Origin of the sequence: Pseudomonas sp. B21-048 (genome assembly GCF_024748615.1) — a bacterium.
Classification (GTDB): domain Bacteria; phylum Pseudomonadota; class Gammaproteobacteria; order Pseudomonadales; family Pseudomonadaceae; genus Aquipseudomonas.
Window position 1 is genome coordinate 365,787 of the sequence record NZ_CP087168.1, and the last position, 11,916, is coordinate 377,702.

11 protein-coding genes and 1 pseudogene are annotated in these 11,916 nt (G+C 60.4%); 4 read left to right on the plus strand and 8 right to left on the minus strand.

Annotated features, from left to right (window positions below; all coding sequences use genetic code 11):
• Positions 1-35: 35 nt before the first annotated feature.
• The 4 genes from pip (at position 36) to mdoH (ending at position 6,136) form a co-directional block, all read left to right on the plus strand.
• A complete protein-coding gene (pip, locus tag LOY56_RS01715; RefSeq protein ID WP_258619191.1) occupies positions 36-1,007 on the plus strand; it encodes a prolyl aminopeptidase in 972 nt (323 codons plus the stop codon).
• Positions 1,004-1,441: a D-aminoacyl-tRNA deacylase gene (gene dtd / locus LOY56_RS01720; RefSeq protein ID WP_258619193.1), complete on the plus strand. Its 438-nt coding sequence runs from the start codon at positions 1,004-1,006 to the stop codon at positions 1,439-1,441. Before pip ends, dtd begins: the two co-directional genes overlap by 4 nt.
• A 320-nt stretch (positions 1,442-1,761) precedes the next feature.
• Positions 1,762-3,573 carry a glucan biosynthesis protein G gene (locus LOY56_RS01725; RefSeq protein WP_258619195.1) on the plus strand — a complete coding sequence of 604 codons (1,812 nt, stop codon included), beginning with the start codon at positions 1,762-1,764 and terminating at the stop codon, positions 3,571-3,573.
• Positions 3,566-6,136 carry a glucans biosynthesis glucosyltransferase MdoH gene (gene mdoH, locus LOY56_RS01730; RefSeq protein WP_258619196.1) on the plus strand — a complete coding sequence of 857 codons (2,571 nt, stop codon included), beginning with the start codon at positions 3,566-3,568 and terminating at the stop codon, positions 6,134-6,136. The genes LOY56_RS01725 and mdoH overlap by 8 nt, the downstream gene beginning before the upstream one ends.
• A gap of 640 nt (positions 6,137-6,776) precedes the next feature.
• Here mdoH and LOY56_RS26895 read toward each other — a convergent pair.
• From LOY56_RS26895 to hisI, 8 genes and pseudogenes are all read right to left on the minus strand, one after another.
• Positions 6,777-7,649, minus strand: a complete 873-nt coding sequence (locus LOY56_RS26895) for a methyl-accepting chemotaxis protein (RefSeq protein ID WP_408980367.1) — start codon at positions 7,647-7,649, stop codon at positions 6,777-6,779.
• Positions 7,635-8,693, minus strand: a pseudogene (locus LOY56_RS26900) (methyl-accepting chemotaxis protein); the annotation flags it as partial. The pseudogene LOY56_RS26900 and the gene LOY56_RS26895, both read right to left, overlap by 15 nt.
• A gap of 233 nt (positions 8,694-8,926) precedes the next feature.
• Positions 8,927-9,634: a 16S rRNA (uracil(1498)-N(3))-methyltransferase gene (locus LOY56_RS01740; protein WP_258619198.1), complete on the minus strand. Its 708-nt coding sequence runs from the start codon at positions 9,632-9,634 to the stop codon at positions 8,927-8,929.
• Positions 9,631-10,425: a twin-arginine translocase subunit TatC gene (gene tatC, locus LOY56_RS01745; RefSeq protein ID WP_258619201.1), complete on the minus strand. Its 795-nt coding sequence runs from the start codon at positions 10,423-10,425 to the stop codon at positions 9,631-9,633. The genes LOY56_RS01740 and tatC overlap by 4 nt, the downstream gene beginning before the upstream one ends.
• Positions 10,422-10,847 carry a Sec-independent protein translocase protein TatB gene (gene tatB / locus LOY56_RS01750; RefSeq protein ID WP_258619204.1) on the minus strand — a complete coding sequence of 142 codons (426 nt, stop codon included), beginning with the start codon at positions 10,845-10,847 and terminating at the stop codon, positions 10,422-10,424. Before tatB ends, tatC begins: the two co-directional genes overlap by 4 nt.
• Before the next feature lie 10 nt (positions 10,848-10,857).
• Positions 10,858-11,136, minus strand: a complete 279-nt coding sequence (locus LOY56_RS01755) for a twin-arginine translocase TatA/TatE family subunit (RefSeq protein WP_258619205.1) — start codon at positions 11,134-11,136, stop codon at positions 10,858-10,860.
• A gap of 24 nt (positions 11,137-11,160) precedes the next feature.
• Complete coding sequence (locus LOY56_RS01760) at positions 11,161-11,493, minus strand: phosphoribosyl-ATP diphosphatase (RefSeq protein ID WP_258619206.1); 333 nt, start codon at positions 11,491-11,493, stop codon at positions 11,161-11,163.
• Positions 11,486-11,887, minus strand: a complete 402-nt coding sequence (gene hisI / locus LOY56_RS01765; protein WP_258619210.1) for a phosphoribosyl-AMP cyclohydrolase — start codon at positions 11,885-11,887, stop codon at positions 11,486-11,488. The genes LOY56_RS01760 and hisI overlap by 8 nt, the downstream gene beginning before the upstream one ends.
• Between the last annotated feature and the right edge of the window lie 29 nt (positions 11,888-11,916).

Sequence of the window (11,916 nt, forward strand, 5' to 3'; positions counted from 1 at the left end):
CCCAGGGATGACCTCGACCCCTTACGGAGCGCGCAATGCAGACTTTGTACCCGCAGATCAAACCCCACGCCCGGCACGATCTGGCTGTCGATAAAACCCACACGCTGTATGTCGACGAAAGCGGTTCGCCGGAAGGTTTGCCGGTGGTGTTCATCCACGGCGGCCCCGGCGCCGGGTGTGATGCCCAGAGCCGCCGGTATTTCGATCCGAACCTGTATCGCATTGTCACCTTCGACCAACGCGGTTGCGGTCGCTCCACCCCTCACGCCAGCCTTGAAAACAACACCACTTGGGATCTGGTCGCCGACCTTGAGCGGATTCGCAAACACCTGGGCATCGACAAATGGGTGCTGTTCGGCGGCTCCTGGGGTTCGACCCTGGCCCTGGCCTACGCGCAAACCCACCCGGAGCGCGTGCATGGCTTGATTCTGCGCGGGATTTTTCTCTGCCGTCCCCAGGAAATCGAGTGGTTCTACCAGTGTGGCGCCAGTCGCCTGTTTCCCGATTACTGGCAGGACTACATCGCGCCAATCCCGCAGGACGAACGCCACGATTTGCTCTCGGCGTTCCACAAACGTCTGGTCGGTAACGATCAGATCGCTCAGATGCACGCGGCCAAGGCCTGGTCCATGTGGGAAGGCCGCACCGCCACCCTGCGGCCGAATCCGCTGGTGGTCGAGCGTTTCTCCGAGCCTCAGCGTGCGTTGTCCATCGCCCGTATCGAGTGCCATTACTTCACCAATAACGCTTTCCTCGAGCCGAACCAGCTGATTCGCGACATGGGCAAGATCGCCCATTTGCCTGGCGTGATCGTCCACGGTCGCTACGACGTGATCTGTCCGTTGGACAATGCCTGGGAATTGCATCAGGCCTGGCCGAACAGCGAATTGCAGGTGATTCGCGACGCCGGCCATGCGGCGTCCGAAACGGGTATTACCGATGCCTTGGTTCGCGCCGCCGATCAGATGGCCCGCCGTATGCTCAACCTGTCGCCTGACGAAGCATGAAGGGCCTGCTGCAACGCGTGCGTGGCGCGCGAGTCGAGGTGGCGGGAGAGGTGGTTGGGGCGATAGATCAGGGGTTGCTGGTGCTGGTGGCGGTCGAGCCCGGCGATACTCGGGCCAGCGCTGACAAACTTCTGCATAAACTGCTTAACTATCGAGTATTCAGTGACGCCGAGGGCAAGATGAATCTGTCCTTGGCGGACGTAGGCGGCGGGTTGCTGCTGGTCTCGCAGTTCACCTTGGCCGCCGACACCAAAAACGGGTTGCGCCCCAGTTTTTCGACGGCGGCGCCTCCGGCTTTGGGCGAGGAGCTGTTCGACTATCTATCAGGCAAAGCGAAACAGATGCATAGCACTGTGGCATCAGGTAGATTCGGCGCGGATATGCAGGTGCACCTGGTCAATGATGGTCCGGTAACCTTCCTGTTACAGACGTGAAAGTGCTTGAAACATCTTTTTAAGGGTATTTCGGCTGAAAACAGGGGCTTTTCCCGATAAATACTTGCTTGCCCCTGATGCGTTGTAACGCGGCCTGCTAGATAATCGCGCGCTACGGGGATCAGCGTTCGTTGGTCCGTTTTGACTTAGGTAGAGACTTGTCCGGGACCTGTTGGGGAATCATTTTGCCCCATAGGAGTCGGAACAATGCTCGCCAACTTGGCAAGAGTGGCTCGCAGCGTCGGTTTTTTCCACCGCACACCGTGCTGGCACTTTAACTGGCCGTTGGTTTTTTGATCTGTTTTCGGCGAGGGTTGCTCGTGATTGTTAGTCCCTGTAATGCAGCAAAATTGTCTGCCAAACGGTTTCGAAGCGCTCTGGTAGCAGGCTCGGCACTGCTCTGCCTGTTCAGCGCCGGCCAGCTTTGGGCATTCAATCTGGATGACGTATCGGTCAAGGCGAAAGAGCTGGCCGGGCAAAAATACGAAGCCCCGCGCAGTAACTTGCCGAATGAATTTCGCGAGATGAAATTCGCGGACTATCAAAAAATTCGGTTCCTCACTGAAAAAGCCGAATGGGCGAACCAGAAAACCCCGTTCAAGCTGTCGTTCTATCACCAGGGTATGCATTTCGATACGCCGGTGAAAATCAACGAAATCACGGCTAATACCGTTGAAGAGATCAAATACGACCCGAGTCGTTTCGATTTCGGCGACGTCAAGTTCGATCCTAAAGCCACCGAGCAGCTGGGTTATGCCGGTTTCCGTGTGCTGTACCCGATCAACAAGGCCGACAAGCAAGACGAAATCATGACCATGCTTGGCGCGAGCTACTTCCGCGTTATCGGCAAAGGTCACACCTATGGCTTGTCCGCTCGCGGCATGGCCATCGATACCGCGTTGCCCTCCGGCGAAGAGTTCCCGCGTTTCACCGAGTTCTGGATTCAACAGCCCGCGCCGGGCGACAAGCATCTGGTGATCTTTGCCCTGCTGGATTCGCCACGCGCCACCGGTGCCTACCGCCTGACCCTGCGTCCGGGCAGTGACACGGTTGTCGACGTCAAGGCCAGGATGTTCCTGCGTGACAAGGTCACCAAGCTTGGCGTTGCGCCGCTGACCAGCATGTTCCTGTTCGGTGCCAACCAGCCGTCGAAAGTGCTGAACTACCGTCGCGAACTGCACGACTCCAGTGGCCTGTCGATTCATGCTGGCAACGGCGAATGGATCTGGCGTCCACTGAACAATCCGAAACACCTGTCCGTGAGTAACTTCTCGATCGAGAACCCGCGCGGTTTCGGCTTGCTGCAACGTGGCCGTGACTTCAGCCATTACGAAGACCTCGATGACCGCTACGACAAGCGTCCAAGCGCCTGGATCGAACCGAAAGGCGATTGGGGCAAAGGCTCCGTCGATCTGGTAGAGATTCCTACCGCCGACGAAACCAACGACAATATTGTCGCTTTCTGGAGCCCGGAAAAACTGCCTGAGCCCGGCCAGTCCCTGGACGTTGCCTACCGCATGCACTGGACCATCGACGAAGCCTCCCTGCATTCTCCGGACAGCGCCTGGGTTCAACAGACCCTGCGTTCCACGGGTGACGTCAAGCAGTCGAACCTGATTCGTCAGCCGGACGGCAGCGTGGCCTATCTGGTGGATTTCGAAGGCCCGTCCCTGCAAGTCCTGCCGGAAGACGCTGAAGTACGCAGCCAAGTGAGTGTTGGCGACAACGCAGAACTGGTCGAGAACAGCGTCCGTTACAACCCTGAAACCAAGGGCTGGCGCCTGACCCTGCGGATGAAGATCAAGGATCCGAGCAAATCCACCGAGATGCGCGCAGCGCTGGTCAAGAACATCTCGCCTGCCGAGGCGCTCAAGACCGCGGCGCCAGCGTCCAGTTCTTCCGTTGCCAAGGCCGACAAGATCGCCGCCAAACAGCAGGAGAAGAAGGACAAGGAAGCCAAGCAGGCTGAAGCACAAGCCCAAGCCCAGCAAGTCAAGGACACCAAGGGCAAGGACAACAAAGACGCCAAGCAGCCTGTCGCTGCCGAAGCGGCCCCAGCCACAACGGAATCGGCACCGACTGAACAAGTCCTGACCGAGACCTGGAGCTATCAGTTGCCTGCCGATGAGTAATTCACACGTACAGCCACAAACGCTTGCCGAGTACCTGGCGCATTTGCCGATGAGCGACGAGCAGCGCGCGGAACTCGCGGGCTGCAAGTCTTTCAGTGAACTGCACGAACGTCTGTCGTCCTCGACGTTCGACGCGCCGACCGAGGCCGCTCAGGCTTCGGTCGGCCGGCGCCTGACCCTGAACACCGCCGAAGAACTGGCGGATGCGCAAATGCTGGGGCTCGACGCCAGCGGTCGGGTTTGCCTCAAGGCAACCCCACCAATCCGTCGAACCAAAGTCGTGCCCGAGCCGTGGCGCACCAACATTTTGGTGCGTGGCTGGCGTCGACTGACCGGTCGCACCAATCCGCCCGTACCGCCGAAAGATGAGAACGTGCTGCCGGCGGCTCGCTGGCGCACCGTCGGTTCGATCCGCCGCTACATTCTGCTGGTGCTGATGCTCGGTCAGACGATCGTCGCCGGCTGGTACATGAAAGGCATCATGCCGTACCAGGGCTGGTCGTTCGTCGATCTTGAAGAAGTCCTGCATCAACCGCTGACCCAAACCGCCACGCAAGTGCTGCCATATGCCTTGCAAACCAGCATTCTGATTATGTTCGGGATTCTGTTCTGCTGGGTCTCGGCCGGTTTCTGGACCGCGCTGATGGGCTTCCTCGAGTTGATCACTGGCCGTGACAAGTACCGCATTTCCGGCGCCAGCGCCGGCAACGAGCCGATCGCCAAGGACGCACGCACCGCACTGGTGATGCCGATCTGCAACGAAGACGTGCCGCGGGTGTTTGCCGGTTTGCGGGCGACCTTCGAATCGGTTGCGGCCTCGGGTAACCTGGATCGCTTCGACTTTTTCGTACTCAGCGACAGTAACGACGCCGATATCTGCGTTGCCGAACAACAGGCCTGGCTGGACGTCTGCCGTGAGGCCAAGGGCTTCGGCAAGATCTTCTATCGCCGCCGTCGCCGCCGCGTGAAACGTAAAAGCGGCAACCTCGACGACTTCTGTCGTCGTTGGGGCGGTGACTACAAGTACATGGTCGTGCTCGACGCCGATAGCGTCATGAGCGGCGAATGCCTGAGCAGTCTGGTGCGCCTGATGGAAGCCACGCCGGACGCCGGGATCATCCAGACCGCGCCGCGTGCGTCGGGCATGGACACCCTTTATGCGCGTATGCAGCAGTTCGCCACGCGTGTGTACGGTCCGCTGTTCACTGCCGGTCTGCACTTCTGGCAGTTGGGCGAATCCCACTACTGGGGCCACAACGCGATTATCCGCATGAAGCCGTTCATCGAGCACTGCGCCCTGGCGCCGTTGCCCGGTAAAGGCGCGTTTGCCGGTGCGATTCTGTCCCACGACTTCGTCGAAGCTGCGCTGATGCGCCGTGCCGGCTGGGGCGTATGGATTGCCTACGACTTGCCGGGCAGCTACGAAGAACTGCCGCCGAACCTGCTGGACGAACTCAAGCGTGACCGTCGCTGGTGCCACGGCAACCTGATGAACTTCCGGCTGTTCCTGGTCAAGGGCATGCACCCGGTGCACCGTGCAGTATTCCTGACCGGCGTGATGTCGTACCTGTCCGCGCCGTTGTGGTTCTTGTTCCTGGTGTTGTCGACGGCCTTGCTGGCGGTCAACACGTTGATGGAGCCGCAGTACTTCCTAGAACCGCGTCAGCTCTATCCACTGTGGCCACAATGGCAGCCGGACAAGGCGATTGCACTGTTCTCGACGACCATCGTGCTGCTGTTCCTGCCGAAGTTGCTGAGCATCATCCTGATCTGGGCCAAGGGCGCGAAAGAGTTCGGTGGCAAGTTCAAGGTGACGCTGTCGATGCTGCTGGAGATGTTGTTCTCCATGCTGCTGGCGCCGGTGCGGATGATCTTCCACACCCGTTTCGTACTCGCCGCGTTCCTCGGCTGGGCCGCGACCTGGAACTCGCCGCAACGTGACGACGACTCCACGCCGTGGAGTGAAGCGGTCAAGCGCCATGGGCCGCAGACCGTGTTGGGCTTCTTCTGGGCCTTGCTGGTGATCTGGCTGAACCCGAGCTTCCTCTGGTGGTTGGTGCCGATTGTCGGTTCGCTGATGCTGTCGATCCCGGTGTCGGTGATCTCCAGCCGTGTCGGCCTTGGCCTCAAGTCCCGTGACGAAAGCCTGTTCCTGATCCCTGAGGAATACAATCCGCCACAGGCGTTGCTGGCAACCGACCAGTACACCCACGAAAACCGTTGGCATGCGTTGAATGACGGTTTCATCCGGGCAGTGGTCGATCCTCAGCAGAACGCTTTGGCGTGTGCGCTGGCGACGTCCCGTCACCGTCAGGCCGAGCCGATCGAATGGCTGCGCATCGAGCGGGTTCGCCATGCGATGAAGGTCGGGCCTGCGGGGCTGACCAACAACGAGTGCCTGGCCCTGCTGAGTGATCCGGTTGCACTGGGTCGCTTGCATGAGCAGGTCTGGAACGAAGGCCATGCCGAGTGGCTGCAAGCCTGGCGCACATCGGTGGATGCCGATCCCCATGCGCCGCTGTTACCGCTCAAGCCTGTGAGCGTGCAGCCTCAGCTGGCCTAATGAAAAACCCCGCGAAAGCGGGGTTTTTTTTGCGCTACTGATCATTCCCACGTGCAGCCGGGAACGCCTCATGCAATTGATCTGACTGAACTCAGCTTTGTGTTCGGCGCGGATCCTGTGGGAGTGGGGTTTGCTCGCGATGGCCTGCCGATTTTAATGGTGTACATATCCGTTTCTGCGGTAACGGCCGCTGACGGTTTCGCTTTTACAGCGAGTCACTTGGAAAAGCCCCAAGTAACCAAAGGCTCGGCCTCTCGAGGGGACGGTGCATCAAGATCAAGAGCTGCAGGCGAGCTAACGCTCGGCCTGTTGAGTGGTGAACAGCAAAGCGGATGGGCGCTGATTTTGGACGGGCGTCGATTTTTTGTGGAGCTGGCTTGTCGGGTCGCCTCGTCGCTGCGATGGCGGCCTGTCAGCCGACCCATCTTCCCCGGATGTACCCAGTCCAACCTTGGGAGCGAGCCTGCTCGCGATGCTCTCCCGGAGCAATGCCGGAGCGAGGCACCGAATGGAGGGGCAAAGCCTTTTGGTTCCTTTTCGGCGTTTGGAAAAGGGACTCGCTGTAAAAGCGAAACCGCCAGCCGCCGCTACCGCAGAAATGGATATGTACTCGCTCCCTACGCCTAATCGCCGCATCACCTCAAACCTTGAACCGCCCCACCAACCTCTGTAAATGCGCCCCCAACCGCGCCAGCTCAACGCTGGACGCCGCGGTCTCTTCACTGGCGGCCGAGGTCTGCTCGGACACATCACGCACGTTCAGCACGCTGCGATTGATCTCTTCGGCCACTGCACTCTGTTGCTCGGCAGCGGTAGCGATCTGCTGGTTCATCGACTGGATTGCCGACACCGTGCGGGTGATGCTTTCCAGCGAGCTGCCGGCGCGCCGGGTCAGTTCGACGCTGCTGTCGGTCAGGCTGCGGCTGTTGTCCATGATGGTCGCGACTTGCTGAGTGCCGGTTTGCAGGCCGACGATCAACTCTTCGATTTCTTCGGTGGACTTCTGGGTGCGCTGGGCCAGGCTGCGGACTTCGTCGGCGACCACCGCAAAACCGCGCCCGGCTTCACCGGCGCGGGCGGCTTCGATGGCGGCGTTGAGCGCCAGCAGGTTGGTTTGCTGGGCCACGGACTTGATCACGTCGAGCACGCTGCCGATCTTGTCGCTTTCGCGCTTCAGATGCCCCATGGCTTCGGTGGAGTTACCGACTTCGGTAGCCAGGCGCTCAATCTGGGCGATGGCTTCGCCGACCACCCGGTCACCCTCGCGAGCCTGCTGGTCGGCGGCGACGGCGGCTTCGGACGCTTCCTCGGCGTTGCGCGCGACTTCCTGCACAGTGGCGGTCATTTCGTGCATGGCGGTGGCCACCTGATCGGTCTCGACCTTCTGGCTGTTGACCCCGGCGCTGGTCTGCTCGGTGACGGCGGACAGTTCTTCAGCGGCGCTGGCGATCTGGGTCACGCCATCGCTGATGCCACCGATCAGTTCCCGCAGGCCCAGGGTCATGCTCTGCATGGCGCGCTGTAGCTGACCCAGTTCGTCCTGACGTTCGGAGGTGAGGTTGTGAGTCAGGTCGCCCGCGGCGACACGCTCGGCCACTTTGAGGGTCTGGCTCAGAGGAATGACGATCTGGCGAGTGATGGCCCAGGCTGCGAACAAACCAAAGGCCAGCGCGAGGACGGTGGCCATCAGGAGCATATTCTTGGCGTGCGCTGTGTCGGTGTCGCGCGCGACAGTTTGCGAAGCAGTGAGTTTTTTACTGACGTCGAGCAGCATGTCGCCTTGCGTGACCATGCGTTTGAGGGCGGCGGCGCTGGCGACTTGGGAGTCGCGGAACTGGCTGACGGCCGCGCGATAGGCTTTGAGTGAGTCGGTCGCCTGTTGCAGGTTGGCGATGTGTTGTTCCGGCAGCTGAGACGGCAAGCTCTCGAGGTTTTTCAGGGCGTTGTCGATGGCGCCCAACGCCGGCTGCTCGGCCTCGGGCTTGCCGCTGTAGGTATAGCCGCGCACCTGGAAGCGCGCTTGCTGGATCAGCTTGCTCAGGTCGATCACGCTGTTGAACTGAGCGACGCTGTCGCCTTGCAGCATGGATTTTTCGACTTCAGCGACCCGGGCCACGGCGTTATCGGCGGTGGCACCCAGTTTACTGCGAGCATCTTCGCGGGTGGCGGTGGCCTGAGTCATGTCAGCGAAGGCGCGTTTGTACTCGCTGACAGCGGCCAATTGTTGGTCGATCATTGCCACGTCGCCAGGCTGTTCGATCAGCGTGCGGGCGGTTTTCAGGCCGGTATCGAGTCGGCTGATCAGCTCGTTGACAGCGCCCGGACCTTGTTCGCCACGGCGCATGTCGTAATCCAGACGGGCGAGGCGCAGGTCTTTGGTCAGCTCATTGAGGCTGGAAATAAACCCAAGCGTATCGCCACGGCTGATCACACCGCTCAGACCGGTCCAGCCGGTAAAGGTGATCAACAAGGTCAGCAGCAGCACCAGACCGAAGCCGATACCCAGTTTGCGATTGACGCTTACGTTTCCCAGTTTCTCGGCCAGCCAACGGTACATGCTGCAACTCCCCTAGGACCTAATCGGTTTTATGGGAACTGTATCGGCCGGCTGGCAGGGATCTGTAGGGGAGTAAACACTTGTGGCGAGGGAGCTTGCTCCCGCTTGGGCGCGAAGCGGCCAGCGCTTTTTACCAGCAAGACCGCATTCACTGGTTTTACGACTGCTTCGCAGCCGAGCGGGACGGTGCGGCGATCCGACAAGCTCCCTCGCCACAGGATAAGTGTCTGGGGTTAGAAGAGGCGTGCCAGCAGCGCAGTGACGGCGGTTTCAACCCGCAGGATGCGCTCGCCGAGTTGCACCGGTTGCAGGCCGGCCTTGCCCAGCAAATCGATTTCGTAGGGAATCCAGCCGCCTTCGGGGCCGATGGCCAGGGTCACGGGTTCGTCCACGCCGCGAGGGCAGGGCGGGTAGTTACCGGGATGACCGACCAGGCCGAGGGTACCTTCGGTAATGGCCGGCAGACGATCTTCGACAAAGGGCTTGAAACGCTTCTCGATGACGACCTCCGGCAGCACGCTGTCCCGGGCTTGTTCAAGACCCAGGATCAACTGCTCGCGAATCGCCTCGGGTTCCAGGAACGGGGTTTGCCAGAAGCTCTTCTCGACGCGATAGCTGTTCACCAGCACGATTCGCGGCACACCCATGGCGGCCACGGTCTGAAATACCCGGCGGAGCATTTTCGGTCGCGGCAGCGCCAACACCAAAGTCAGTGGCAGCTTGGTCGGTGGCGGCTGCTCGAGGGTGACACGCAACTCGGCTTCATCGGCGTCCAGGCGCAGCAATTCGGCTGAACCCATCAACCCGCCGATACGCCCGACCCGCAGGCTGTCGCCAACCACCGAGCGGTGGACTTCCTGCATGTGAGTCAACCGGCGATCGCGCAGGATAGCCCGGTCGGCCGTAATAAAGTCGGCCTCTTCGAGGAGCAGCAGGTTCACGCTTGAGTCGCTGGCGGCTGGTCGTTGTGATCGTCAGCCGGCTGATCGTCCGGGTGCTCGCCGCGCTTGCTGATCAGGCTGCCGAACAGGATGCCGATCTCGAACAGCAACCACATCGGAACGGCCAACAGCGTCTGCGAGAAGATGTCCGGCGGCGTCAGGATCATGCCGACCACGAAGCAGCCGATGACTACATACGGGCGGATTTTCTTCAGGTAGGCGACATTGACCACGCCGATCCACACCAGCAGCACCACGGCCACCGGAATCTCGAACGCCACGCCGAAGGCGAAGAACAGCGTCATGACGAAATCGAGGTAGCTGGTGATGTCGGTCATCATTTCCACACCGGCCGGGGTGGCGGCGGCGAAGAACTTGAAGATCAGCGGGAACACCAGGAAATAGGCGAAGGCCATGCCGGTGTAGAACAGCAGAATGCTGGACACCAGCAACGGCACCGCGATGCGCTTTTCATGCTTGTACAGGCCCGGCGCGATGAAGCCCCAGATCTGATGCAGGATCACCGGGATTGCCAGGAACAGCGAAACCATCATGGTCAGCTTCAGCGGCGTCAGGAACGGCGACGACACGTCAGTGGCGATCATCGTCGCGCCGGCCGGCAGGTACTGGCGCAGCGGCGTGGAGACGAAGGTGTAGATTTGCTGGGTGAAGGCGAACAACCCGGCAAAGATAATGAAAATCGCCGCTACACAGCGCAGCAGACGGGTGCGCAACTCGGTGAGGTGCGAAACCAGCGGCATGTGCTGGTCGTTTTCCGGAAGTTCGCTCATGGGGCTCGCGGCGGCAAAGTGGTGTCGTGAGGGGCTGGCGCAACAGGCGTAGCCGCAGGAGGAGCAGGTTCTACCGGAGTAGCAGGTTCAGCCGTTGCAACCACCGGGATAGCTTCAGCCGCCGGCGCATGAATCGTCTGCGTCGCTACAGGTTCCACCGGCGTCGGCTCTTGCTGAGTCGGCGTGAAGATCTTCCGCGCCTCCTGCTCCAGCGACAGAATGTGCTCGTTGTGCAGTTGCCGGCGAATCTCGTCGGCACCGATTTCACGTTCAACTTCCTGTTTGATCGCGTTGAAGCTGCGTTTCAGGCGCCCGACCCACAAGCCGGCGGTGCGCGCAGCGCCCGGCAGACGCTCGGGCCCCAGCACCAGCAGGGCGACGAGGCCGACGAGCAGCAGTTCAGAGAAGCTGATACCAAACATTAGTCAGTGCTCACGAGTCTTTACGGGTCGGCTCTTCGACTTTTTGCGCCTGCACATCGATGGTGTGCGGCGGGTTCACAGACTGTGTGGTCTGTGGCTGAACAGGTGGAACCGGTTGGGCCGGGGTTGCTGTCGGGTCAGCCGGTTTCTCGTCGTCGTTCATGGCTTTACGAAAGCCCTTGATCGACTCGCCGACATCAGTACCGAGGTTTTTCAGTTTCTTGGTGCCGAACACCAGCACGACGACAACCAGGATGACGATCCAGTGTTTCCAGTCAAAAATGCCCATGTTGCGTTCCTCTGTAATAGATGTTCAGGCGGACGGGCGAGAGGCTTTCTCGGTATGTCCAGACAGACCGAAGCGGCGGTCCAGTTCATCGAGCACAGCCTGTGGATGCTGCCCCAGCTGGGCGAGCATGACCATGCTGTGGAACCACAAATCGGCGGTCTCATAGATCACATCGCTGCAGTCACCGCTGATGGCGGCATCCTTGGCGGCAATGATGGTTTCGACCGACTCTTCGCCGACTTTTTCCAGAATCTTGTTCAAGCCCTTGTGGTACAGGCTGGCGACATACGAGCTGTCGGCAGCGGCGCCTTTGCGCTCTTCCAGCACCTGGGCCAGACGGGTCAGGGTGTCACTCATGGGTATGTCCTGCGGAGTAGATAGCGTGCGGGTCTTTCAGTACCGGGTCGACGGTTTTCCAGTCGCCGTTCTCGAAGACGCGGTAGAAGCAGCTCTGACGGCCGGTATGGCAGGCGATGTCACCGATCTGCTCGACCATCAGGATGATCACGTCGGCGTCACAGTCCAGGCGCATCTCAAGCAGGGTTTGCACATGACCGGACTCTTCACCCTTGCGCCACAGCTTGCCACGGGAACGTGACCAGTAAATGGCACGGTTCTCGGCAGCGGTCAATTCCAGCGCTTCGCGGTTCATCCAGGCCATCATCAGGACGCGTCCGGTCTTGTGGTCCTGGGCAATCGCCGGCACCAGACCATCGGCGTCCCACTTGATCTCGTCCAGCCAGTTTTTCATCTTCGATTCCTGAAAAAAGCAGCTGTAAG